The sequence below is a fragment of the Thalassobacillus hwangdonensis genome (genome assembly GCF_042675915.1).
Taxonomy (GTDB): domain Bacteria; phylum Bacillota; class Bacilli; order Bacillales; family Halobacillaceae; genus Thalassobacillus_A; species Thalassobacillus_A hwangdonensis.
The window spans coordinates 1,317,152-1,341,740 of the sequence record NZ_JBHTKL010000001.1; the positions used below are offsets into that span (position 1 = coordinate 1,317,152).

23 protein-coding genes are annotated in these 24,589 nt (G+C 43.8%); 1 reads left to right on the plus strand and 22 read right to left on the minus strand.

The genetic code is table 11. The features are described 5' to 3' along the window. Positions 1-24 precede the first annotated feature (24 nt). The 10 genes from ACFQ2J_RS07040 to ACFQ2J_RS07085 all read right to left on the minus strand — a co-directional run bounded on the left by ACFQ2J_RS07040 (position 25) and on the right by ACFQ2J_RS07085 (position 9,892). Positions 25-1,146, minus strand: coding sequence for a GerMN domain-containing protein (locus ACFQ2J_RS07040; protein ID WP_386057841.1), 1,122 nt, complete (start codon positions 1,144-1,146; stop codon positions 25-27). A gap of 138 nt (positions 1,147-1,284) precedes the next feature. After that, positions 1,285-2,085 (minus strand): glutamate racemase, encoded by an 801-nt coding sequence (racE, locus tag ACFQ2J_RS07045; protein ID WP_386057844.1) that lies wholly within the window; start codon positions 2,083-2,085, stop codon positions 1,285-1,287. A gap of 26 nt (positions 2,086-2,111) precedes the next feature. Continuing rightward, positions 2,112-2,564, minus strand: a complete 453-nt coding sequence (locus ACFQ2J_RS07050; RefSeq protein ID WP_386057847.1) for a MarR family winged helix-turn-helix transcriptional regulator — start codon at positions 2,562-2,564, stop codon at positions 2,112-2,114. Positions 2,565-2,759: 195 nt separating this feature from the next. Continuing rightward, positions 2,760-2,984 (minus strand): helix-turn-helix domain-containing protein, encoded by a 225-nt coding sequence (locus ACFQ2J_RS07055; protein ID WP_386057850.1) that lies wholly within the window; start codon positions 2,982-2,984, stop codon positions 2,760-2,762. A gap of 93 nt (positions 2,985-3,077) precedes the next feature. After that, positions 3,078-3,731, minus strand: a complete 654-nt coding sequence (locus ACFQ2J_RS07060) for a response regulator transcription factor (protein WP_386057853.1) — start codon at positions 3,729-3,731, stop codon at positions 3,078-3,080. Further along, positions 3,728-6,043 (minus strand): sensor histidine kinase, encoded by a 2,316-nt coding sequence (locus ACFQ2J_RS07065; RefSeq protein ID WP_386058388.1) that lies wholly within the window; start codon positions 6,041-6,043, stop codon positions 3,728-3,730. Before ACFQ2J_RS07065 ends, ACFQ2J_RS07060 begins: the two co-directional genes overlap by 4 nt. Before the next feature lie 84 nt (positions 6,044-6,127). Next, on the minus strand, positions 6,128-6,589 hold the full coding sequence (locus tag ACFQ2J_RS07070; RefSeq protein ID WP_386057856.1) for an acyl-CoA thioesterase: 462 nt from the start codon (positions 6,587-6,589) through the stop codon (positions 6,128-6,130). 92 nt (positions 6,590-6,681) lie between these two features. After that, a complete protein-coding gene (sdhB, locus tag ACFQ2J_RS07075; protein WP_386057859.1) occupies positions 6,682-7,446 on the minus strand; it encodes a succinate dehydrogenase iron-sulfur subunit in 765 nt (254 codons plus the stop codon). A gap of 14 nt (positions 7,447-7,460) precedes the next feature. Beyond that, on the minus strand, positions 7,461-9,212 hold the full coding sequence (gene sdhA, locus ACFQ2J_RS07080; protein WP_386057861.1) for a succinate dehydrogenase flavoprotein subunit: 1,752 nt from the start codon (positions 9,210-9,212) through the stop codon (positions 7,461-7,463). Positions 9,213-9,271: 59 nt separating this feature from the next. Beyond that, complete coding sequence (locus ACFQ2J_RS07085) at positions 9,272-9,892, minus strand: succinate dehydrogenase cytochrome b558 subunit (RefSeq protein WP_386057864.1); 621 nt, start codon at positions 9,890-9,892, stop codon at positions 9,272-9,274. Between the two features lie 291 nt (positions 9,893-10,183). Here ACFQ2J_RS07085 and ACFQ2J_RS07090 point away from each other — a divergent pair, with 291 nt between their 5' ends. Then, entirely contained in the window at positions 10,184-10,621 is a 438-nt protein-coding gene (locus ACFQ2J_RS07090) for a YslB family protein (protein WP_386057867.1), read from the plus strand. 23 nt (positions 10,622-10,644) lie between these two features. Here ACFQ2J_RS07090 and uvrC read toward each other — a convergent pair whose 3' ends face one another. From uvrC to zapA, 12 genes are all read right to left on the minus strand, one after another. Further along, positions 10,645-12,441, minus strand: coding sequence for an excinuclease ABC subunit UvrC (gene uvrC, locus ACFQ2J_RS07095; protein ID WP_386057870.1), 1,797 nt, complete (start codon positions 12,439-12,441; stop codon positions 10,645-10,647). Positions 12,442-12,929: 488 nt separating this feature from the next. Then, complete coding sequence (trxA, locus tag ACFQ2J_RS07100; protein WP_386057873.1) at positions 12,930-13,244, minus strand: thioredoxin; 315 nt, start codon at positions 13,242-13,244, stop codon at positions 12,930-12,932. A gap of 414 nt (positions 13,245-13,658) precedes the next feature. Further along, positions 13,659-14,636 carry an electron transfer flavoprotein subunit alpha/FixB family protein gene (locus tag ACFQ2J_RS07105; protein ID WP_386057876.1) on the minus strand — a complete coding sequence of 326 codons (978 nt, stop codon included), beginning with the start codon at positions 14,634-14,636 and terminating at the stop codon, positions 13,659-13,661. Between the two features lie 28 nt (positions 14,637-14,664). Next, entirely contained in the window at positions 14,665-15,438 is a 774-nt protein-coding gene (locus ACFQ2J_RS07110) for an electron transfer flavoprotein subunit beta/FixA family protein (protein ID WP_386057879.1), read from the minus strand. Between the two features lie 17 nt (positions 15,439-15,455). Further along, a complete protein-coding gene (locus ACFQ2J_RS07115; protein ID WP_386057881.1) occupies positions 15,456-16,229 on the minus strand; it encodes an enoyl-CoA hydratase in 774 nt (257 codons plus the stop codon). A gap of 17 nt (positions 16,230-16,246) precedes the next feature. Continuing rightward, positions 16,247-16,831 carry a TetR/AcrR family transcriptional regulator gene (locus tag ACFQ2J_RS07120; protein ID WP_386057884.1) on the minus strand — a complete coding sequence of 195 codons (585 nt, stop codon included), beginning with the start codon at positions 16,829-16,831 and terminating at the stop codon, positions 16,247-16,249. A gap of 175 nt (positions 16,832-17,006) precedes the next feature. After that, positions 17,007-18,707, minus strand: a complete 1,701-nt coding sequence (locus tag ACFQ2J_RS07125) for a long-chain-fatty-acid--CoA ligase (RefSeq protein WP_386057887.1) — start codon at positions 18,705-18,707, stop codon at positions 17,007-17,009. A 327-nt stretch (positions 18,708-19,034) separates the two neighbouring features. Continuing rightward, entirely contained in the window at positions 19,035-19,442 is a 408-nt protein-coding gene (locus ACFQ2J_RS07130; protein ID WP_386057890.1) for a DUF350 domain-containing protein, read from the minus strand. Between the two features lie 26 nt (positions 19,443-19,468). Further along, positions 19,469-21,814 carry an endonuclease MutS2 gene (locus ACFQ2J_RS07135; protein ID WP_386057893.1) on the minus strand — a complete coding sequence of 782 codons (2,346 nt, stop codon included), beginning with the start codon at positions 21,812-21,814 and terminating at the stop codon, positions 19,469-19,471. A 15-nt stretch (positions 21,815-21,829) separates the two neighbouring features. Further along, positions 21,830-23,554, minus strand: a complete 1,725-nt coding sequence (polX, locus tag ACFQ2J_RS07140; protein ID WP_386057896.1) for a DNA polymerase/3'-5' exonuclease PolX — start codon at positions 23,552-23,554, stop codon at positions 21,830-21,832. An 81-nt stretch (positions 23,555-23,635) separates the two neighbouring features. Then, entirely contained in the window at positions 23,636-24,184 is a 549-nt protein-coding gene (locus ACFQ2J_RS07145; protein ID WP_386057899.1) for a CvpA family protein, read from the minus strand. Continuing rightward, positions 24,177-24,464, minus strand: a complete 288-nt coding sequence (gene zapA, locus ACFQ2J_RS07150) for a cell division protein ZapA (protein ID WP_386057902.1) — start codon at positions 24,462-24,464, stop codon at positions 24,177-24,179. The genes ACFQ2J_RS07145 and zapA overlap by 8 nt, the downstream gene beginning before the upstream one ends. Positions 24,465-24,589 lie beyond the last annotated feature (125 nt).

The window sequence follows — 24,589 nt, forward strand, 5'->3', positions numbered from 1 at the left end:
GCGAGGCTTGTCATGATTGAAGGATCAGAAACTCTCTACACCAGTGACATCGGATCGTGTTACTGGCTCTGCATAAGAAGTTCCATCTTCACTGAATACTTGATCTACACCTTCCACATTCACCTGAATGGCATCCACGCCATTCTGTTCTGTCAACGTCATGACCAGGCTTTTCATGACATGTTCAGAAACGGATTTCTTTTCAAAGTTGGACAAAAGAGCCTCGTTGAATGATAGCGAAAGAACTCCTTCATCAAACTGCACTCCTTCCAACTCCGCCTTATCATTGAATGCGTTCAGAAGCGGAAGGTCGAAAGCCGGACCTTTCAATAAAGCTTGTACAACTGCCTCGTAATTATCGCTGCCTTCATTCTCGATCATGGTCGTAACAGGTACATAATAGAAGTCCTGACTCTCGGTTTGAGCTGGATAGTAAAGCGTAACCGCTTTACTATCCATAAGATCCCCTACATCACCAGGGTGTACATTGATTCCATTCGACCTTGATACACCGTCGGATATAGGTGTTCCATTAACAGGCATGACATCTTTTTCATACCCATTGATCCAGAGCTTGATACGATCGACACCTTCAAACTGAGTCAATGTGAATGTCATTGCCTGGAGAATCTTCTGCTCATCTTCCGGGCGGTAATTAGCAAACTCTTTGGAAACATCTACAACCAGCGTTCCATTCGCTTCAGGATTCAACCCAAGGATCTGTGTCCCCGCAGGTAATACCGCCTGGAAGCCATTTGGCAGAAGTTCGGTCACAGGACCATCTTTAACGAGATATTCCAATGCCTGCCTTGCTACCTCTTTGGAATCCGATTTAGGTATCTCCACTGTTTGTGGCACGACCATTCCGTTGGCATCCATTAAGAACAACTGGCGTTTCACTGTTTCTTCAATAGCTACTTCTTCACCAGCACCTTCTTCTGAAGTGTTTTCCGTTGTATCTTCACCTGTCACTTCAGCTGTATCTTCCGCATCTGCTTCAGGTGAGTTGCTGTCGTTTTCTACATATTCTACATCTTGAGGTGAATCGATTTCTTCCAGGCTCTGTTCACCTTCAAATAAACATCCTGTCAATAACACGATGCTGGAAAAACCGATAATAACCGGGCCAATCACACGCTTTTTCATGCTTTCCCCTCCTATGATGGTTTGTACTACTATATATACGAGCAGTTGAATGATTTAGACCATCTTTCATTAGAAGGAAATTTATACATTTATGAAAAAATAAAAACGCATGGGAGCTCCATGCGCTTCTTTCATCCGTTATCCAAGCTCAATCGAACGTAGAAATTCGATTGGCTCATCGAACCATGCATTTGCAATGCGTTTGAATTTTTCCTTATCACCCGTTGTGAAAAATTCGTGCACGGGTAATACATCTTCTTTATTCAGTAGATTCTGATAAGAAAGGATGAGACTGACTTCTCGTGCAGTTTCTTCCCCTGAACAGATCACCTGGATATGGGAACCCATTTCATTCTCAATCAATGTCTTAATCAGAGGGTAGTGTGTACACCCTAGTATCAGCGTATCAATATGGTTCTTCTCTTTGAGAGGCTTTAGGGCGTGATGGACGATCTGGACTGCTTGTTCTCCCTCAATATCCCCAGACTCGATCATCGGCACTAGGCTTGGACAAGCCAAATCATTCACTCGAATACGCCTGTCGATCATTTCAAGCGCAGTAGGGTATGCCCCGCTGGCAATCGTACCCTCCGTCGCGATGACTCCGATCCGTTTGTTGTGACTTGCTTTGATGGCAGCCCTTGACCCAGGCTGTATAACTCCAATGACCGGGATATCCAGCTTATTTTGCAAGTCTTCGAGAGTATATGCTGTGGCAGTATTACACGCTACTACCAACAGTTTAATATTCTTTTCCAACAGGTAATCGACCATTTCCCAGGTGTATCTGTACACTTCTTCTTTCGGTCTAGGCCCATAAGGACATCTGCTTGTATCTCCCACATATAACAATTGCTCATATGGTAGTTGACGGATCAATTCTTTGGCAACCGTAAGTCCGCCCACCCCTGAATCAATGACTCCAATCGGTCGTCTCAATTTGAACCCCTCAATCTTTGTGGTATCTATTCTTCTTTATTCACCTGCATATTCAGATGCAGTAACTGGAGCAGTTCATTTAACTGGTCCACTTTCTCTGATGGTACGTCTTTCAGTACGTCTTCCAAATACGCCTGTCTTTTCTCAACCACTTCATGTATGATCTTCTTTCCTTTATCGAGCACATGAATTCTCACCACTCTGCGGTCTTTCGGATCCCTTACCCGTTCGACAAGTTCATTCTTTTCCATGCGATCGACAAGGTCGGTGGTCGTACTGCAGGCTAAATGAATTTTATTCGAGAGTTCTCCAATCGTCAAATCCCCTTTTTCCATCAGCCACTGCAAGGCGACGAATTGTGGTGCTGTAATTGGATAATGATTCAGGATTTCTCTTCCTTTTTGCTTGATGATTCCTGATATGTATCGCAATTCTTTTTCGATATCAGCGATTTTGGATGGTGCTGAAAGCTTCGTCACGTTCCCTCACTCCTCTGTTTTCTTTCCATTATCACTATTCTGTTGGTTTTTGCTTCGGATTTCAAGCAGTAGGGTCAATTATTCTATATAAAAAAACTTCCAGCCAAGAATGAAAATTCAAGCTGGCTGGAAGGATCACCTCATCCACTGGGGTTGCCTAGGTCGTTTATTGCATGTATAGAAGCAATCTGCCGCTTATAGCTTCAGCTCCCCCATACGCAGCAGCTCAATGACCGCTTGTGACCGCCCCTTGACACCCAATTTCTGCATGGCATTTGAAATATGATTTCGTACCGTCTTCTCAGAAATAAATAGTTCGTTGGCTATCTCTTTTGTTGTTTTGTCTTGGACAAGGAGCTCAAAAACTTCTTTTTCGCGCTTTGTCAGAATTTGTTTAGGTTTGTAGTCGCTCTCCTTCAAATGTGTACCCCTCCTTGCTGTCTGAGCTGCGCTTAACGAGGGAATTATCTAGTCACCTTATCGTATGAAGGGAAAGCGGTCCCTGTGCCGGTTCTATGAAGATTTTGATATCAAACCTAATTCTTGTGCTGCAAGCAGCGCTTCGGTTCTTGAGCGGACATTCAATTTATTGAAGACACCGGTCAATGTATATTCAACACTACGCTGTGACATGTGAAGCTGTTGGGCTATTTCTCGATTCGTCAGCCCATTGGCAACCTCCTGCAGAATGGATTGTTCTTTCTGGTTCAGTGATATATTCGCCCCATCAGGGGAATCTACCTGATGACTGGCAGAAGCTTCTGCACGGCGCAGCTGTTTGAACAGGTGCAACGGGATGACAACTTCGTCCCTCAATGCACATCGAATTGACGTGACTAGCTGCTCCTTCGTTGCCGTCTTGCTGACGAACCCAGCAATATCAGATTCTACAAGCAGGTTGAAATGTGTATTGAGATCAAAGCCTGTGTAGATCAGGATCGTAATATCCGGATAGCTCTTCCTGATTTTTTTGGCCAATTCAATACCATTCATGCCAGGCATGTACATATCCAGCAAAAGGACATTATAACACCCTTGATCCAACACTTGTTCCGTTTGGCAGCTGTCCTCGATGACGTCTACCTGAATATCCGCTTCCTGTTCAAGCATCGCCCTTGTGCCTTCACCGACTGCCGGGTGATCATCTACAATCAATATCCGAATCATGATACGACCCCTTTCCTATAGGTTAAAGGAAGCTCAACTTTCATCGTAAACCCTTTTCCAGGGGAAGAATTCACCTGATAATTCCCATTCAACCCGTTTACTCTCTGTTCAATTCCAGATAAGCCGATGTGTGAGAATAAATCCTTTTTCTCTTCATACTCCATCCCGATTCCATTATCAGAATAGATCAAGTTGATTCCATTTTCATCATTATATAAACGTAATTTTACAATTTTAGCATAGGAATGCTTCATCGCATTGGATAACAGTTCCTGCACAATTCGATAAACAGCCAGTACCCTCTCCTGATCGAGATCTTCCGAGAAACTCGAGTCATCGAAATACACGGTAAAATTGGAACGCAGCTGATATTGCTGAATCAAGTTCTGCAACGATTGGACAAGTCCCACTTCCTCGATGAATGCCGGACGTAACTCGTTGCATGTCTCTCTGATAAGATGGATGCTGTCCAATAAGGATTCTTTGAACATGTCAAGCTCCGAACGGGTAGAAGCAGCCATATCCTGCCTGTTTTCAAGCATATCGTCCAATCTGCGATAAAGGAACAGCTGCTCCTGGAGCACCGTATCGTGCAAATCGATCGACAACTGCTTCCGTTGATTTTCTGCAATTGTAAATAAAAGTCTTGATAGCCATGCAGGGTAACGCTGCGTTTGATCACTCTTCAAGTCTTTCAACTGGTTGAAGAGATCTTCGATTGTATTCAAATTTTCAAGTGCGATATTCGTATTGTGAGCAATGGTCTGAAGATAGGTCTTCTCATCCCGGTTCAGGTTTGTGAAGTCTTTCTTTCCTGCACACCACATCAACGTGATTTTATTCAATGAATAACCGATGATTACACCGAAACCTTCCTCACTTTCAATGATGGTCCCAATTTCTCCATCGGTATTGGAAATGGCATCATCCAGCTTCTTCAGTACGTGAAAGGGCATTTCACTATGCACACAATACATCCCGGAATTGAAATGCTTGGAATACATCCGCACATCTTTTACATTGAGGACATTCTTAATTTCATAACGGATCCGCTTCAGTAGATCGACGACATTCTTCTTTTCTTTCATTTCCTGAGATAGTCGGTGCATGCTTTCCTGGTAGCTGTATTTGGCCGCGAACAATCGCCTCTGTAAGCGGAAATCCAATGTCTCTTTCAGTGACAGGAAAAGAATCAGCAAGCCGTGCACACTTAGATAAAGCTGGCTCATTTTAATCAGTGAAAACGTTTCATCTCCAAGGTACATGACCAATAATAGGATGAAAATGCTCGGCAGGAAACTGATCAGAGCATAATACCTTAAGCGGGTCATGACGAACGTAATATCGATCAATCGCTGCCTTGTAACTAGATAAAGAAACGTAATCGGCAAGGCGATGATTGATAGTGCCGCCACATTCAGCGGAATGATATAATCGCCGACCACCAGTGTAGGTGCAAGATAAAAGAAAATATAAGGGAAGAATGCAACACCTAGACCGAGATTGATATATTTGAATATAGGTCCGTAGCTTGAATCCTTATACTTTCTATATCCAAGGCAGATCACAAGGAACATTAAAGCCAGTAATATGAGAAATGAATAATGAGGAACGACAGCCAGTATGCTTGGCGCATCATTCGTCTGCATGTTGTAAAGTTCAGTCAAAGATACGGCAATTACGAAGCCATAAAGGACGATATACACCTTTCTTGAATACCATTCGACATCAAGCTCTTTGAAGTATTGATGCAGGAAGTGAATCATGATCACTGGAACAAGCAGAAATAATGCCCGATTCAGGAATAGCGCATAAAGATCAAGACGAGCCGCTCCACTATTGGACATATAAGCCAAAGCAATCGTCATGAAAAACAGGATCAGCATGTTGATGGATGGGCGCTTTGCAACAAATTGAAACAATATATATGCAATTCCCAAAATCAACACGAAGAACCCTGCCGGCAGAATCGTAGATAAAACCCAATCATGCATTCCGGTTATTTCGATATCTTTGTACCCATTTACAGTCCCGTTCAATTGTAATGTTAGATTATCAACTTTCTCTACTGCATTGAAATATTCCACCGTGTAATGTTCACCAGGTGGCCGGTCTTCAATCCATTTGATTTCTGCACCCGGCTGGATGCCTTCTCGATCAGCCCAACTCTGCTGTGAGACGGAATTGATGACGTAGCGGTCACCATCCTGCCTTACATCGATTCCCATATATGGATAAGCAATGGACAGGTAGGTAAAATACCCTGCGGTTGTCAGAAAAAATATTAGTATCAATACAGCTTTCCAGTACATATTCTTCACGTGTATCACCCTTGAAAAAGAAGTCAGTGGTTAACTGACTTCTATTATACTACGTATTTACTATTTTTTAAGTTGTTAAATATCAACAGTGGAACTCGCAATCAAACGTTCCCTTACGTTTTCTGCTAATGGTGCTGGTCTTCCATCAGCAGGATTGACATGTACAATTCTACCTCGCCCTGTAAAACAAACCTCTTCTTTTTCATTTACACCGAGGTAGTGCAGGTCATAAGAAGTACTCCCCACATGATTCGCTTTAACATATACCTTCAATGCATCATCAAAAAAGACTTGTCTATGAAAATCGCATTGAAGATCTCCTACGACCGGAATCGTGTCAGGTTTAGCCTGCTTGACTGAAAATAATTCAAGGTATTTCATGTATTCGATCCTAGCTTCTTCAAAGTAGACAAACGGAGTCGTATTGTTCATATGTCCGAACATATCCGTCTCAGAAAACCTTACGGTGATCGGTACGTGAAACTGAAACCCCGCTTTCCAAGTTTCGATATCTTCTATGTATGCAACCTTTTTCATGCTTCTCTCTCCCATTCATTTACAAAATCCATTGATTGTTTTTTAATGATTAGTAAAAAGAGCCTCCCTTTTCAGGTGAGGCTCTTTGATCTTTACAGTTTGTTGTCGCTTCCGAAGAAACTCTTGAATGATTCGATTGCTGTGTCACGGTACATCGCCGCAAGTGAAGTCGTCAAAGGAATTCCCTTCGGACAGGACTGCACACAGTTCTGCGCGTTTCCACAGCCCATGATTCCACCTTCATCCATGATGGAATGAAGACGTTCGCTCTTATTCATTTCTCCAGTTGGGTGAGAGTTGAACAGGCGAACCTGCGAAATGGCTGCAGGGCCGATAAAGCTTGATTTACTATTGACATTCGGACAGGATTCCAAACATACACCACATGTCATACATTTGGAAAGTTCATATGCCCACTGGCGTTTGCTCTCTGCCATACGAGGTCCTGGACCAAGATCATACGTACCATCAATCGGCACCCATGCTTTCACCTTCTTCAAGGAATCAAACATGCGACTGCGGTCGACTGCCAAGTCACGCATTACAGGGAAAGTAGTCATCGGTGCCAGACGGATCGGCTGTTCCAGCTGATCTACCAGTGCTGTACATGATTGACGAGGTTTCCCATTGATGACCATGGAGCAGGCTCCACAGACTTCTTCCAGGCAGTTCATATCCCAATATACCGGTGATGTAGGTTCCCCATTCGCATTGACCGGGTTACGTCTGACTTCCATCAATGCAGAAATGACGTTCATATTTTCACGATATGGAATCTTAAAAGTTTCCTCATACGGGGCAGAATCAGGGCTGTCTTGACGTGTGATGATAAACGTAATCGTTTTGTTTTCGCTCATGATTTATTTCCCCCCTATTTACTCTTAGAATAGTCACGTTTTCTCGGTTCGATCAAGGAAGTATCCACTATTTCGTACGAGAACTCCGGTTTATTCTCCTCTTTATTGTACGTGGCGATGGTCGTTTTCAACCATTCTTCATCATTACGTTCCGGGAATTCCGGCTTGTAATGTGCTCCACGGCTTTCATTACGGTTATATGCACCTTGCGTAATTACGCGGGCAAGCTGCAGCATGTTCCACAACTGACGTGTGAACATCGCACCCTGATTACTCCAACGGGAAGTATCATTGATATTGATTCGCTGGAAACGTTCCATCAGTTCCTGAATCTTTTCGTCTGTCTTAAGCAGGTTTTCGTTTTCACGTACGACGGTAACGTTATCTGTCATCCACTCACCTAGCTCTTTATGGATCTGGTAAGCGTTCTCGTCTCCGTCCATGTTCATGATCGTTTCGAATTTATCCTGCTCTACTTTCAACTGGTCATCAAATACATTGGACGAGATATCATCAATTGTTTTTTCAAGACCGTCAATATATTTCACTGCATTCGGACCAGCAACCATTCCACCGTAAATGGCAGATAACAGGGAGTTAGCACCAAGACGGTTTCCACCGTGCTGAGAGTAATCACACTCACCCGCTGCGAAAATACCAGGAATGTTTGTCATCTGATCATAATCTACCCACATTCCCCCCATAGAATAGTGAACGGCAGGGAAGATCTTCATTGGGACCTTACGAGGGTCTTCGCCAACGAATTTCTCGTAGATTTCAATGATACCGCCTAATTTGATGTCGAGTTCTTTGGAATCTTTATGGGAAAGATCCAGGTAAACCATGTTTTCACCATTGATTCCAAGCTTCTGGTTGACACACACATCAAAGATTTCACGTGTAGCGATGTCACGCGGAACCAGGTTTCCATATGCAGGATATTTTTCCTCAAGGAAGTACCAAGGTTCTCCATCTTTATAGGTCCAGACACGTCCACCTTCTCCACGTGCAGACTCACTCATCAGACGAAGCTTGTCATCACCCGGGATTGCTGTAGGGTGGATCTGAATGAATTCACCGTTTGCATACTTGACGCCCTGCTGATATAAAGCACCAGCTGCAGATCCAGTATTGATAACGGAGTTCGTAGATTTTCCGAAGATGATTCCAGGACCACCGCTTGCCATGATGACTGCATCGGATTTGAAGACTTTGATTTCATGGTCGCTCAAATTCTGAGCTACGACACCACGAGCGGTTCCTTCTTCATCAAGAACTGCTGAAAGGAATTCCCAGTTTTCATACTTCGTTACAAGTCCATTCACTTCATGACGACGAACCTGCTCGTCCAAAGCATAAAGGAGCTGTTGGCCGGTCGTTGCACCTGCAAATGCTGTCCGGTGGTGCTGTGTACCACCGAAACGGCGGAAGTCCAATAGACCTTCCGGAGTACGGTTGAACATAACTCCCATACGGTCAAGCAGGTGGATGATGCCAGGAGCAGCTTCACACATCGCCTTGACAGGGGGCTGGTTAGCAAGGAAGTCCCCACCATATACCGTGTCATCAAAGTGTTCCCAAGGAGAGTCTCCTTCACCTTTAGTGTTGACCGCTCCATTGATTCCACCTTGTGCACATACAGAGTGAGAACGTTTTACTGGTACGATAGAAAGCAAGTCGACGTGTACACCAGCTTCTGCTGCTTTGATGGTTGCCATCAATCCAGCCAAACCACCGCCGACGATAACGATATTTCGGTTACTCATGTTCTTACTCACTCCCTCTAAGTACTTCTATAAAAATGTCAGATTATGATTATGTTTGATTATCCACCGTATGCGAATGTAAACAATGTACGTACTCCGACAAAGGAAAGTGCCAGGAAGACGACGATTGTTGCATAAGTCATAATGCGCTGTGAACGTGGAGTCATAGTGATACCCCAGCTTACACAGAAGGACCACAACCCGTTCGCAAAGTGGAATGTAGTAGAAACCACACCGATTACATAGAACCAGAAGAAGAACGGTTCAGTCAGAATGCTTTCCATCAGCTGATAGTTCAACTCAGCCCAGCCGAATCCGATAGCAATCCTTGTTTCCCATACGTGCCACGCGATGAATACCAAAGTGATGATTCCAGTCAATCGCTGAAGCATGAACATATAATTTCGGAAATAACTGAAGTTTCCAATGTTATGCTTAGCTGTGAATGCAATATACACACCGTAGATTGCGTGGAAAAGAATCGGTAAGAAAATGATGAAAGTTTCTAATACATATCGATACGGCAAGCTCTCCATAAAGTGAGCTGCTGCGTTGAATGCTTCCGGTCCACGAGTTGCAAAATAGTTTACAGTCAAATGCTGGATCAGGAAGATCCCGATTGGTACTACCCCTAGTAGTGAATGTAGTCTGCGATTAAAATATTCACGATTTGCTGCCATGATTTACCCCCCTCAAGTTGAATGACATTTATTGTTGTTTGCACAGTTTTCAGAAATTAAAGCGCTTTAAAAAAGCAAAAAAAAGAGAAAATCCCCAATTTCTCCATTTCACTCTGAAATTGTACAATTTGTGACACGTCTATTTTACTGCTATCAGTTACTACCGTCAAGAAACAGCCTCAAGAAAATCGCTAAAAAGGAACATTCTAAGATATAAAGGAAAATCGTCAAAATCTGTTGCACATGATTTCAATTCAAGCGATAATATTCATGTAGAAAGGATTGACTTGAATGAGCAAAAAAACAACGATGATCGACGAAAATCAATTGCAATCTTTAGTTCATACTGGAGCGGGATTCGATTTGATCCGCTACTCCTCACTTCCCGAACTTCTAGGTAAGGATGCACCGTTCATCCTGTACTATATGGGAAAGAACCTGGCTCGCAAAAGCGAGTTCAATGAAAAGGAATCCATCATCTCCTTTTTCCAGTATTTTGGATGGGGCCAGTTGTCCCTCGTTAAAGAAAAGAAAAAAGAAACATTCTTTGAATTAAGTGGACACGTCATCGAAAAGCGGCTGCATAATCCCTCGCTTGAAGTGGATTTCCGTATGGAAGCAGGATTCATCGCTGAAGCCATCCAAATTCTCAAAGACACTCCCTGCGAGTGCATAGAAGAAATCGATAAGAAAAACAATCTCGTTACTTTTCATGTCATGAATACATAATGTTTCATTATAAGAGAGCCAGCCTATTCCTCGGCTGGCTCTTCTTTATCTTTATTGAGATGGATCAGAATTGTACGTGCTACCGGCGCAGGGATGCCAAGCTTGGTCAAGTCACTTTCGTCAGCATCTCGAATCTCTTTTACAGATTTAAAGTGACGAAGTAACGAACGCCTGCGATTTTGTCCAACACCAGGAATGTCATCCAGTTCGGATTGGATCGCCCCTTTGCCTCTGAGTTGACGATGGAACGTGATCGCGAAGCGGTGGACCTCATCCTGGATGCGTTGTATCAGGTAAAATTCCTGGGAATTCCTGTCCAGATCCACAATTGTGGGAGGATCTCCGTATAGCAATTCGCTCGTCTTATGCTTCTCATCCTTAGCTAGTCCGCACAACGGAATATCCAACCCCAGTTCATTCTCCAGCACATCAAGCGCTGCACTCATTTGTCCTTTCGAGCCGTCGACGAGGATTAGATCCGGTAAAGGCAGTTCTTCCTTCAATACCCTTGTGTAACGTCTGCGGATGACTTCCCGCATCGTATCATAATCATCCGGGCCTTCCACATTCTTAATCTTATATTTGCGGTAATCTTTCTTTTGTGGCTTCCCATCTACGAAAACGACCATTGCTGATACAGGATCCGTCCCTTGTATGTTGGAATTGTCAAAAGCTTCGATCCTTGTCGGAGTTTCTACATTCAATTTTTCGCCGAGCTTCTCTACCGCCTTTATCGTACGCGCTTCATCCTGTTCAATTAACGCAAACTTTTCTTTGAGGGCAATGTCTGCATTCTTCATCGCAAGTTCAACGAGTTCTTTCTTGCGCCCTCTCATTGGAATGTGCACCTTCGTTTCCAGTAGCTCACTTAACAAATTGACATCAGTTGCAACAGGAACGAGTACTTGTTTAGGGTAAGGGTGGTTCTGATGCAGATAGAATCTTCCTAAATAACTATGGAACGTCTCTTCTGGATCATCAAAAAACGGGAACAGCGCGATATCGCGCTCAATCAATTTACCTTGACGGATGAAGAATACTTGTACACACATCCACCCTTTATCATAGGCATAGCCGAAAACATCGCGGTTCACCTGATCGTTCAAGGTCATTTTCTGCTGTTCCATCACCGATTCGATGTGCTCGATCTGGTCGCGCAGTTCCTTTGCACGTTCGAAATCCAGTTCCTCCGAAGCCTGCATCATCTTTTTCTTCAAATCTTTTTTGATTTCTTTATGTCCACCACTTAAAAAGGACGTGATGTTCTGCACGATGCTCTGGTTCGTTTCCTGCGTTACTTTGAATTCACAAGGTCCAAGGCACTGGTGCATATGGTAATAAAGACAAACCCGATCCGGCATCGTTCTGCATTTACGCAATGGATATAGACGATCGAGCAGCTTTTTGGTTTCTCTGGCTGCTAAAACGTTCGGATAAGGGCCAAAATATTTCCCTTTATCTTTCTTCACTTTTCTCGTAACAATCAAGCGTGGATGCTTTTCAGGTGTGACCTTCAAATATGGATAGGTTTTATCATCTTTTAGTAAGACATTGTATTTTGGATCATATTTTTTGATTAGGTTCATTTCGAGAATCAATGCTTCGATTTCGGATGAAGTGACGATGTATTCGAAGTCGATGATTTCTCTTACCAGCCGTTGGGTTTTACCGTCATGGGCACCGGTGAAATAAGAGCGCACACGATTTTTCAGCACCTTGGACTTACCAACGTAGATAATCGTGCCATTTTTATCTTTCATCAAATAGCACCCAGGCTGGTCAGGCAAAACTGCAAGCTTCTCTTTGATTTTTTGATTCATGTGCCTTCCACCCCATTATTTCAATGATATGTTAAAGCTATCATATACGAGCCGCTTTTTGAATAAAGACGTCTTGGCAAAAAATCAGAAATTAAATCCCTAGTTGATTTACCTGTAAAGCCATTTCAAGGGGACGTTGCCTAATCGGCGGAAAGGGCGGCTGGGAAACTACTCGCTTTCCTGTGGGGGAGCTGGCGAGCCTCCTCGGTCGTTTTACTCCCTGTGGGGTCTCGCCTAGGCCCTTCTCCCACGGGAGTCGAGCAGTTTCCCCGCCACCTTCTTACTGATTGATGGAAGAACCTGATCCTGGATGAATTATAAAAAGATCTGTGTTAAAAAGCTAGGGTAAAGCAAATTTCTTAGCGAGTAATTCCCCTACCTCCTAACCCCTCATTGCTCTTACCCAGCTCTGAAACAACGATGCTTAATAGTGCCAAATGAAAAAAGCCACACTGCGCTCGGCAGTGTGGCTTTCTGTAGTATTCAGATTATTGGTGTTTGTTGATCAAGTCAACAAGTGCTTCTTTCGGTTGGAAACCGATCACTTGGTCTACGACTTTACCATCTTTGAAAAGCAGTAGTGTCGGAATGCTCATTACTCCGTACTTTCCTGCAGTTTCCTGGTTTTCGTCAACATCCAATTTTACGATTTGTACTTTGTCGCTCATTTCTTCATCAAGTTCTTCTAGAACTGGAGCGATCATTTTACAAGGGCCACACCAAGGTGCCCAGAAGTCAGCAAGTACTAGGCCTTCTTTTGTTTCTTCAGCAAAGTTCTGGTCAGTTGCTTTTACAATTGCCATTCTATATTCCTCCTACAACAATCATTTTCAAAATCTGTGTAAAGTATATCATGTAATATTTTTAGTGGCTAATAGTTTGTTTATACACAAAAAAACACTCTGATTGGTTTCGTTACATAGCGTAGGTGGCAGGTATGGAGGAAAACAACTCGCTTTCCGTGGGCGTCTGCTGAGCCTCCTCAGGCATAAGCCTTCCGGGGTCTCATCTAGTACGCTTCCCCCACAGGAGTCTCGCTGTTTACCTCCACCCCTGCAAAAATTGATTAACAAATCCACAATAAATGATTTTTACGTAATTCTTCACCCAGTATTTTGTGGATTAAACCGCCAACATCATTGTATAAGCTACGCTCAGACACCGAAAACCCGAACAAATCAGCTAAATTTGTTCGGGTTTTCTTCTATTACATCTGATTATGCGTTTACGTTTACTTTTTTCAGTTCTTCAATCAGCTTTGGCACTACGTCGAAGAGGTCTCCAACGATTCCGTAATCGGCTACATTGAAGATGTTCGCTTCCGGATCTTTATTGATGGCTACGATTACTTTGGAGTTGGACATACCAGCAAGGTGCTGGATCGCTCCAGAGATTCCTGCCGCAATGTACAGGTCAGGTGTTACAACTTTACCAGTTTGACCGATCTGCAACGAGTAATCACAGTATCCTGCATCACATGCTCCACGGGATGCTCCTACAGCACCACCAAGCACCTCTGCCAGTTCTTCAAGTGGTTCGAAGCCTTCTGCGCTCTTCACACCACGTCCACCTGCAACGATTACTTTCGCTTCTGAAAGGTCGACACCTTCTGAAGTTTTGCGGACGACATCCTGGATGATGGTACGCAAGTCTGCAACATCTACATCTTTAGATGTTACTTCTCCAGAACGAGATTCATCTTTTTCAAGTGCTGGAATATTGTTCGGACGGATGGTTGCAAAAATAAGACCATCTGTAATGATTTTCTTCTCAAATGCCTTACCGGAATAAATCGGGCGTGTGAAGACAATGTTACCGCCTTCTTCACTGATTTCTGTCGCATCTGAAATCAGTCCGGACTCAAGCTTACTTGCAAGCTTCGGTGTCAAATCTTTACCGATGGCTGTATGACCCATGACAATCCCCTCAGGATTCTCATCATCGATGACCGCTTTGACAGCCTGTCCATAGCCTTCTGATGTATACGTTTTCAATTTATCGTTTGATACAGTAATGACTCGGTCAGCACCATAATGGATCATTTCATTACCCAGTTCACCCAAGTCTCCTGCTCCACATAGGACACCGACAATCTCTCCATCACTGATGGATTTCGCTGCTGCAATTGCTTCAAACGTTACATTACGCAGGGAGCCGTCTCGTGCTTCCCCGATGACTAACATTTTCTTACTCATACCGATTCTCCTTTCTGTTCATCCCGAGTTAAAGTACTTTTGCTTCGTCTTTTAATAAGGATACAAGTTCTTTCACTTGATCGTCGATTTCACCTTCAAGTACTTTCCCAGCTTCTTTTTCAGGAGGCAGGAAAATATCGATCGTTTTAGTTTTTGCTTCTACATCATCTTCGTCCAGGTCAAGATCATCCAATTCAAGCTCTTCCAAAGGCTTCTTCTTCGCTTTCATGATACCCGGCAAAGAAGGATAACGAGGCTCGTTCAAGCCTTGCTGACATGTAACAAGCAATGGCAGGGAAGTTTCGACCTTCTCCACATCACCTTCTACATCGCGCTCGATGTTCACTTTCTCACCATCTACTTTAATATCTGTAATGGTAGTTACGTAAGGAATATCAAGGCGCTCTGCAAGACGAGGTCCTACCTGGCCACTTGCTTCATCAATCGCTACATTTCCTGCGAGGATGATATCAACATCTTTCTCTTCGAAGAACGCTTCAAGGATTTTGACTGTAGAGAACTGGTCACCATACTCAAGGTCATCTTCTGTATTGATCAACACTGCTTTGTCAGCTCCCATTGCGAGGGCTGTACGAAGCTGCTTCTCGGATTCTTCTTCACCAATAGTGACAACTGTAACTTCACCACCGTGCTCATCACGAAGGTTAATCGCTTCTTCCACTGCATATTCGTCATATGGGTTGATGATGAATTCTGCTCCATCATCTTCAATACGACCATTGCTGATCGCAATCTTTTCTTCTGTATCGAATGTACGCTTCAATAATACGTAGATATTCATATTAGAAACCTCCTAGTCTATTGATCTTTGAAATTAGGCTTGCGTTTTTCTATGAAAGCTTGAATTCCTTCTGTCGCATCATCCGTACCAAAAATCTGTCCGAATGCTTCAGCTTCCGACTCTACTCCAGCCTGGAATTGAGTTGTTTTAGCGTATGGCACAAGATTCATAACATGATGGATGGTCGGTCCGCTTTTTGAAGCGATTTTGGAGGCAAGCTTTTCAACTGCCGGAAACAAGTCTTCCTCAGGAAGACTTCTATTCGCCAACCCTAAAGCAGCAGCTTCCTGACCGGAAATCGGATCCCCGGACAACATCATTTCATATGCTTTCGGTGCGCCGACATAACGCGGTAAGCGCTGCGTTCCAGCGAAGCCAGGTATGATTCCCAGGGACAATTCCGGCAATCCAAGCTTAGCTGTATCTGTCACATATCGAATGTGACAAGCCATCGCCAATTCCAATCCTCCACCTAATGAAGCACCATGGATGGCAGCAATGACTGGGATATGGAAGTTTTCCACCCGATTGAAGAGCTCCTGCCCTTTGCGCGATAGCGCGGCATAATCGGATTCATTCTGAAGGGAAGTGAATTCTTTGATATCTGCTCCCGCAGAGAAGAATTTTCCTTCTCCTTTAAGAATGATCGCTTTGATGGAAGAATCCTTTTCGATTTCATCCATTCTGTCTGATAGCGCTTGCAATAAAGTGCTGGACAAAGCATTCGCAGGTGGGCTCTTGATCGTGAGCGTAGCGATGTGCTTGTCTACATGTAATGCAATCTCTCCCATTCATTTCTCCCCTTTCTTCATCTTACTGACAATCCGGAAACAAGAAGTTTCTGAACTTCTCCGGCTTGCTTGACGAGATCATATCGCTGATCTTTCATTACCCAATTTGTTACCGTCTCATCTAGTGTACCAAAAATCATCTGCCTGACGAGACGTTTATCCAAATCTTTTCTGAAAATTCCTTCATCGATTCCTTCGCCGACGATGGAATCGATGACTTCCAAATATCGTTTCAATACAGCATTGATCTTCTGCCTTAAGTCTTTATTGGATTGTCGCAGCTCCAACTGTGTTACGATTGCAAGATGATGATCTGCTGTCAGCTGATCAAAATGTACTTCAATCAACCGCAGCAGTTTTTCGTCCGCTGATTGTCTCGAAGTCGTTTCCTGTTCAATCTTCTCAATGAACATTCCCATCTTTTCCTGGAACAAGGAAACGAGGATATCTTCTTTATTTTTAAAATACAAATAGATCGTACCATCCGCCACTCCTGCTTTCTTGGCAATCTTCGAAACTTGTGAGGAGTGGTATCCATTTTCAGCAATCACTTCGACAGCTGCATCAATGATTTGTTTGTATTTCGGTTTATTTTTCTTCATGGTTATCGCCTGCCTTATCAATTGTGAAAATGAATGAATGGTCATTCATTAAACATTTTACATTCTCGCAAGCTACCTGTCAATAACAAAAGGACAAGGCACCTGCTTAACCATCCGGTTATGCGGAGCCTCAGTGGTCAACCTTGCTCTCTTTTTCATAGGAAAGACGTTCCCTTCAAACCGAATTCTGTTCAAGCTTCTGTTTTTCTTCTTCTACAAGGTTTCTGCGAAGAATCTTACCTACTGCTGTTTTTGGCAATTCATCACGGAATTCATAGATCTTCGGTACTTTATATGCCGCCAGATGTTTTCGGCAAAATTCGTTCAATTCTTCTTCTGTTACGTTGGCGCTTTCTTTTTTGACGATGAATGCTTTCACTGTTTCCCCACGATAAGGATCAGGGATACCTACGATAACGGCTTCCTGTACGGCTTCATGTTCATAGAGTACTTCTTCTACCTCTCTAGGATAAATATTGAATCCTCCAGCAATGATCATGTCTTTTTTCCGATCCACTACGTAAAAATATCCTTCTTCGTTCATATAACCAAGATCTCCGGTACGGAACCAGCCATCTTCGCTCAGTACTTGTGCAGTTTCTTCTTCTTTATTCCAATAACCCCGCATCACCTGAGGGCCCTTGACCGCGATTTCTCCAACTTCGTCCACTTCAACTTCTTCTCCAGAATCCATCCCGATGATCTTGGCATCCGTGTCCGGCCATGGAATACCGATGCTGCCATTCACTCTTCGATGCCAAACGAAGTTCGCATGTGTGACTGGTGATGTTTCTGTTAATCCGTACCCTTCCACCAGCTTACCTCCGGTCACTTCTTCAAACCTTTCCTGCACTTCGACTGGAAGCGGTGCAGATCCACTGATACAGGCTTCGATGGAGGACAAATCGTACTTTTTCAAATCCGGATGATTCAATAGGGCAATATAAATCGTCGGTGCACCCGGGAATAACGTAGGTTTGTGCTTATCGATCGTTTTCAAAACATCGGTTGGCTCGAACTTCGGAAGCAGAACCATTTTGGATGCCATCATAATGGAAAGGTTCATCACTGCAGTCATACCATATACGTGGAAAAATGGCAGCACACCCAGTACGATTTCCCTTCCTTTTTCACACTTGTATAACCATCTCATCGACATTTGCGTGTTGGCAACGAGGTTCATGTGTGTCAACATGACACCTTTAGGGAATCCAGTCGTACCTCCTGTATATTGCAGTAATGCAAGGTCTTCGTTAGGGTTCACTTCTACTTCATCGACCTCCATTCCCGCATTGTCCATGATGTAATCCCACAGATGTGTGTCATGGGACTGTTCCGGTTTTACTACGATTTTGTATTGACGTTTTTGAATGAAAGGATAGATTTTGTTCTTTGGAAATGGAAGGTAATCTTTGATGCCAGTAACAATCACTTGCTCTACGTCTGTATTCTGCTTGACGTTCGTTACTTTAGGATAGAGGATATCAAGACAAATGATCATCTTTGCACCAGAATCTTTCAACTGGTACTCAAGTTCACGCTCCATGTAGAGCGGATTGGTCTGTACAACAATGCCGCCGGCTTGCAATATTCCGTAATAAGCAATGACGGACTGTGGACAGTTTGGAAGCATTACCGCGACACGATCACCCTTTTCAAGGCCCAGTCCCTGAAGGTAACTTGCAAATTTCCTCGCTTGCGTGTACACCTCATCATAAGTAAGCTCTTTCCCGAGAAAATGAAGCGCTTTCTTTTCTGGGTAAGCTTCTGCACTTTCTTTCAGAAATTGGTGCAATGGCTTTTCGTCATAGTCAATGGTGGTGGGTATTTCTTCCGGGTAAAATTGGTGCCATGGTCGGTTTGCAACATCTGCCATTTGAATTCCCCCTTATATCGATATACCTACATTATAACTACTTTGGTTCAAATATTAAAATATTATTTGAAATATTTCGACATTTAGGTGCAGCTATCGCCTGTTCGAAGGTTGTGCACATTCTTATTTATTATATGTATGGTGGGATTGTCCTAGTAAATGAATCTATAGTTACGTCGCCTTAAAAAGTCGATGAATACAAAAACGCAGGGGTAGATCCCCTGCGCTCCATTGGTCAATATACGAAAAAGAATACGATTCCGGCAATGACAAACAACGCCGAAATGACTCCCAGAACTTTGGCTAAAGTTTCCATCGATTCTCCCCTTAAATGATATTCGCTCCGATGACATAGGACAACCCGATCGATATGATCAAAGAAATGAAACCTACCGCTCGATTATCCTGTTCAATCTCTTCGTCAATCTTGAAGGAAGGAGTCAGGAATTCAAAAATGAAATATCCGGTCAACAGAAGGATAAAGCCATAAAGCCCCCACCCCATCGAACTTAATAAAGAGTCATTATGTTCAATCGAAAAGCGGAAGATGTTGGCGATACCGAACATCTTACCACCTGTAGCCATTGCTACCGCGAGATTTCCACGTTTGATTTCCTGCCAGTTATTATATTTCGTGACAATTTCAAAGATTGCCATGAAAACTACGAGGCATAGGATAACAACACTATAACTCGCAGCTGTCTCTATTAATGGGTGCTCCCAAAAATTGTTCACTTTCCAATATCCCCCCAACAAATCGGTCACTTCAATTCAAGAATGGTAACGCCGCTTCCACCCTCATTCATTCCTCCGGCGCGTTGCGAAGAAATGGAAGGATGTCGATCCGCGAACTGCTTCACTCCAGTCCTTAATGCCCCTGTACCTTTCCCGTGGATGATGGATACTCTAGGATAGCCTGCCAGCACCGCATCATCGATATATTTTTCAAGGCGATTAAGGGCCTCTTCATAACGTTCTCCTCTTAAATCAAGCTCTGTTTTCACATGAAAATCTTTCCCTTTTACGGTAGCCATCGGTTTTTCCTTCAATGGCTGCGATGACTTCACGAATTCAAGATCTTTCCGTTTCGCCTTCACTTTCATGATTCCAAACTGAACTTGGAATTCCTTGTCACTTATTTTTTCTAGGATGGTGCCAGTCTGATTGAGCGTGAGATGCTTCACTTCATCCCCAGCTTTTAGTTCACGTGCTGCTTTATTTGGTTTAGCGGTTTCTTCTTTTTGCTTCTTTTTAAGCTCAGGAGTTGCTTCATCGAACATTTTTCTTGCTTCGATCCATTCATGCTCTTTCAATCCACTCTGGCTTTTCATTTTCCGAAGCTCACTGACGATCAATTCCGCTTCTTCCCTTGCTTTATCAATGGCTTTTTGAGCCTTCTCTTCCGCACGTTCATATAGTTTTTCACGCTTGTCCTCAAACTGCTTCCATTTATCTGTCAGCTGATCATATAACTGTTGTGCCTGGTGAAGGATTTCTTCTGCTTCTTCATAATCTTCATCGGCTCCACGCTTGGAAGCTTCCAGGGAAGCAATCATTGTCTCAACACTTTTCGAATCCACGCCGACATGGCTCTTCGCTGTCTCGATGACATGTTCCTCCAAACCGAGTCGTCTTGAGATTTCAAACGCATTGCTTCGGCCAGGTACACCGATCAATAAGCGATAGGTCGGTTTAAGCGTCTTAATATCGAATTCGACAGAGGCGTTGATAACTCCTTCCCTGTTGTAGCCGTATGCTTTCAATTCAGGGTAATGCGTCGTTGCTATCACTCGCGCATTCCGCTGTACGACTTCATCAAGGATAGACATGGCAAGAGCTGCACCTTCCTGAGGATCCGTACCTGCGCCTAACTCGTCAAACAATACAAGCGTCCGGTCGTTCACCTTCTTCAGGATATCCACGATATTCGTCATATGAGAAGAAAACGTACTGAGACTTTGCTCGATTGATTGTTCATCACCGATATCTGCAAATACTTCTTCGAACACTGCCAGCTCACAGCCATCCAGGGCTGGGATTTGCAGTCCTGATTGAGCCATCAGTGTACAAAGGCCGACCATTTTCAATGTTACTGTCTTACCACCCGTGTTCGGACCGGTAATGACTATAGAGGTGAATGATTCCCCCAGTTCGACATCATTTGGGACGACTTCCTCGTCCGTAAGCAATGGGTGCCTGGCTTGCGTCATCTTGATGATACCCTTGTCGTTCATCGTCGGCATTGAGGCTTTCATTTGCTGACCTAGCTTCGCCCTTGAGAACATGAAGTCGATTTGACCCAGCACCTCTACATTTTCACGCAGAAATGCTTCATCTGCAGCAATTGCCTGTGATAATTCATTAAGGATCCGATCCACTTCATGTTTCTCCTGTACACGTGCTTCCTGAAGGCTGTTGTTCAGATCTACAATTGCCTGTGGTTCGATGAATAACGTTGCACCTGAAGAGGATTGATCATGGACAATTCCGCCGATCGCTCCTCTGTACTCCTGCTTCACCGGTAGCACATAGCGTTCGTTACGGATGGTAACAATCGCATCAGAAAGCATCTTACTTTTCGATTTGGTGTACGAATCCATCTTATCCCTGACTCTGCTTTCGTTTGTGCGGATACTTGTACGAATGGAGCGCAGGCGGTCCGATGCCCCGTCCATCACATGGCCATGATCATCGATGCAGCTTCTGATCTCGCGTTCCAACTCGTTTAGCGGGACGATCCGGTCCACCAATTCCCTCAGCAATGGTAGTTCCGGTTCCTCCATATCCTGGATGAAGCGTTTAATCTGCTTTCCGCCATAGATGGTGGAGGCAATATCGAGACACTCAAGCGCACTCAGTGTGCCTCCGATGGTCGTCCGTTTAAGACTCGGCCGGATATCGAAGATTCCACCTAACGGAACATTCCCCTTTAACCTAATGATTTGTGCTGCTTCATCCGTCTCGTTCTGCAGTTGGATTACTTCTTCAAGGTCAGTGGAGGGTTTCAGCTGTTTCACCCTCACTTTCCCAAGTGAAGACGCAGCTTTCTCCTCAAGCATTTCTAAAATTTTATCATATTCAAGCACGCGTAAAATACGTCCATTCATATAACCGTTACTCCTTTACTTATTGCCCTTCTCCTGGAACAATTTGATCAATTCATCTTTCTTCCAGGTGTTGATTACCGTATCTTTATTGAGCCACCCTTTTCGACCGGCCCCAATTCCGATCTTCATATGATCGAGCATCCCGAAATTATGGGCATCGGTGTTGATGGCTATCTTCACTCCGGCTTCCTGGGCTTTCATCAACCATTGCCAGCTTAGGTCAAGCCGGTTCGGATTAGCATTCAGTTCTAACACTGTACCTGTGTCTTTCGCTTTTTCAATCAGTGCATCCAGATCCACCTCATAGCCGTCCCTGCGTCCGATCAGGCGTCCCGTAGGGTGAGCAATCATATGGACGTGGGGATTCTGCAATGCCTGTTCGAGTCGGTGCATGATCTGATCTTTCGATTGGTTGAAGCTTGAATGGATGGACGCAATGACGAAGTCCATCTCCTTAAGAAACTCATCATCGAAATCGAGTGAGCCATCCGGCAAGATGTCCATTTCGATTCCAGCAAAGATGTGGAAGTCATCCATGGAGGCATTCACTTTTTCGATCTCTTCCCTTTGCTTACGAAGACGGTCTTCATTCAGTCCATTCGCGACCCGCAAGAATTTCGAATGATCCGTGATGGAAATATACTCATACCCCATCTCTTTTGCCTTCATTGCCATCTCTTTGACAGTCTGAGCACCATCACTCCAAGTCGTGTGCATGTGAAGGTCTCCACGGATATCCGAGAGTTCGATAAACGAGAGCGGCTTTTTGAACGCTTCTACTTCACCTTTGTTCTCTCTAGCTTCAGGTGGAATCCAATTCAAGCCAAAGTGAGCGAAGAATTCCTCTTCACTCTCAAACGTTTTCATTTTACCAGTTTCGCTATTTTCAACTCCGTATTCACTGATCTTCTCCCCCTGCTGCTTCGCCAGTTGACGCATCGTTACATTGTGGTCTTTCGATCCAGTGAAGTGATGAAGAGTGGAAGCAAATGCCTCAGGTTCTATAATACGAAAATCAATGCTGATATCATATCCTTCATTGACGACGATGGATACTTTTGTTTCACCAGAGGCGATTACTTCCTGAATATCAGGGTAGTCAAGAAGCTCATCCCGTGTTTTTGCAGGCTCATCAGATGCAACGATAAAATCAAGATCTTTGATCGTTTCTCTCATCCTGCGAAGACTCCCCGCACGAGAATAGCGACTGATCGTCTTTTTCTCCGCCAGGAATGCCTCTACTTTTTCAGCTAATGGAAGCATGATAGCAATCGGAAGGCGCTCAGGTCGACTGCCCGCTTCATCCAACGCTTTAATGATTTTTTCTGCAGATTTCTTTCCAAAGCCGCTCAGTGCTTCCACCTTGCCGCTTTCACAAGCTTCTTTCAAAGAAACTGCATCCGTCACACCAAGTTCCTGGTACAGCTTGGACAGCTTCTTTCCGCCAAGGCCAGGAAGGTCAAGCAATGGGATCAACCCTTGAGGCACTTCCTCCTGCAATTGAGTCAATACGTCCGAATGTTCGTCTTCTACATATTCCTGAATGACTGCTGCAGTTCCTTTGCCGATCCCCTTCAGCTTTGTAAAGTCTTCGATCTCGCCAATGGAACGATCGTCCTGCTCCAATGCCTGCGCAGCTTTTCTATATGCAGATATTTTAAATGGGTTCTCCCCTTTAAGTTCCAAGTAAACAGCGATTTTTTCAAGCAGCTTGATTACATTTTTCTTATCTACTGCCATATCCCTTTCCTCCCTCATGGGCTACAAGCCTAGTATTTCCTTTTACTAAAGAAAAAACTTCTCTGGAAAACAAGAGAAGTTTCATACTCGTGTGGCGATATACTCGAACCATAGTGTTTTTAGTTGCTCCGAAAACATTGGCGTCCGTTCGATAATTACCTGGGCAATAATCGAATCTTCCAATGCAGATTGTACCGAACTGATCGGGGCGAGTGCCGCAATATAAAGAATGACGAATAAGACCAGGTAGCTTTCGATAAAGCCCAGTACAGCACCGAGTATTCCATTCAATGTGTTCAGGATCGGTAAGTCCGCAACGAAGTCCAACATCGATGCAATGATATGCAGGATGATCTTCACTGCGAAAAATAGAATTGCAAACGCGATTGCATTATAAAATGCATTTTCCAATGAGTCTGAATTGAGAAACATCGCCCACTGAGATCCTTCAGGTAATTCAGGGTAAGGAATCCATAACGTCAATTTCGGTGACAGATCGTCATAATAGAGAACTGCTACGATAAACGCCGCGATGAATCCGATCAGGTGAAAGAGCTGGAGGATGAAACCTCTCCTCAACCCATTCAGTAATCCGATTATTAGTATGATGACAAGCAACAAATCAATCATTTTTACCTCGTTCCTTTTCTTCAAGCTTATCAAGATAGTCCAACAGCTCGTTGAACTGTTCTTTTAATTCAATATAGTCGTTCATCGTATTTACTGCGGTAAGTACAGCCAGTTTCGTAGTGTCCAGCCTATTGTTCGCTTCATGTATTTCATGCATTTTCTGGTCGACAAGACTCGCCACCATTCGTACACGATGGGGTTGTTCGTTGCCTACGATTGTATATGGTCGGTTATGTATTTCAACTGTAATCCTTGATTTATTGTCTTCCGATTTGGACACACTAGAACCCCCTTGCTTTTGAATCCTAAACTTAATATTAACATGAAGCCTTAAAATAAGGAAACCATTCCTATCGTTTTCATAAAATGTTCTGTCAAAGCCTGTCGTTTGCTATACTAATAATA

What these genes read in the sequence shown, in the direction of transcription:
- ACFQ2J_RS07060 (WP_386057853.1), bottom strand. Translation starts at nt 3,731, where the DNA reads ATGATTCGGATATTGATTGTAGATGATCACCCGGCAGTCGGTGAAGGC.
- ACFQ2J_RS07125 (WP_386057887.1), bottom strand. Translation starts at nt 18,707, where the DNA reads ATGGCAGATGTTGCAAACCGACCATGGCACCAATTTTACCCGGAAGAA.
- ACFQ2J_RS07110 (WP_386057879.1), bottom strand. Translation starts at nt 15,438, where the DNA reads ATGAATATCTACGTATTATTGAAGCGTACATTCGATACAGAAGAAAAG.
- polX (WP_386057896.1), bottom strand. Translation starts at nt 23,554, where the DNA reads ATGGCAGTAGATAAGAAAAATGTAATCAAGCTGCTTGAAAAAATCGCT.
- ACFQ2J_RS07085 (WP_386057864.1), bottom strand. Translation starts at nt 9,892, where the DNA reads ATGGCAGCAAATCGTGAATATTTTAATCGCAGACTACATTCACTACTA.
- ACFQ2J_RS07105 (WP_386057876.1), bottom strand. Translation starts at nt 14,636, where the DNA reads ATGAGTAAGAAAATGTTAGTCATCGGGGAAGCACGAGACGGCTCCCTG.
- ACFQ2J_RS07115 (WP_386057881.1), bottom strand. Translation starts at nt 16,229, where the DNA reads ATGGGAGAGATTGCATTACATGTAGACAAGCACATCGCTACGCTCACG.
- sdhA (WP_386057861.1), bottom strand. Translation starts at nt 9,212, where the DNA reads ATGAGTAACCGAAATATCGTTATCGTCGGCGGTGGTTTGGCTGGATTG.
- ACFQ2J_RS07090 (WP_386057867.1), top strand. Translation starts at nt 10,184, where the DNA reads ATGAGCAAAAAAACAACGATGATCGACGAAAATCAATTGCAATCTTTA.
- ACFQ2J_RS07070 (WP_386057856.1), bottom strand. Translation starts at nt 6,589, where the DNA reads ATGAAAAAGGTTGCATACATAGAAGATATCGAAACTTGGAAAGCGGGG.
- ACFQ2J_RS07120 (WP_386057884.1), bottom strand. Translation starts at nt 16,831, where the DNA reads ATGAAGAAAAATAAACCGAAATACAAACAAATCATTGATGCAGCTGTC.
- uvrC (WP_386057870.1), bottom strand. Translation starts at nt 12,441, where the DNA reads ATGAATCAAAAAATCAAAGAGAAGCTTGCAGTTTTGCCTGACCAGCCT.
- ACFQ2J_RS07065 (WP_386058388.1), bottom strand. Translation starts at nt 6,043, where the DNA reads ATGTACTGGAAAGCTGTATTGATACTAATATTTTTTCTGACAACCGCA.
- ACFQ2J_RS07145 (WP_386057899.1), bottom strand. Translation starts at nt 24,184, where the DNA reads ATGATTGATTTGTTGCTTGTCATCATACTAATAATCGGATTACTGAAT.
- sdhB (WP_386057859.1), bottom strand. Translation starts at nt 7,446, where the DNA reads ATGAGCGAAAACAAAACGATTACGTTTATCATCACACGTCAAGACAGC.
- ACFQ2J_RS07040 (WP_386057841.1), bottom strand. Translation starts at nt 1,146, where the DNA reads ATGAAAAAGCGTGTGATTGGCCCGGTTATTATCGGTTTTTCCAGCATC.
- trxA (WP_386057873.1), bottom strand. Translation starts at nt 13,244, where the DNA reads ATGGCAATTGTAAAAGCAACTGACCAGAACTTTGCTGAAGAAACAAAA.
- ACFQ2J_RS07135 (WP_386057893.1), bottom strand. Translation starts at nt 21,814, where the DNA reads ATGAATGGACGTATTTTACGCGTGCTTGAATATGATAAAATTTTAGAA.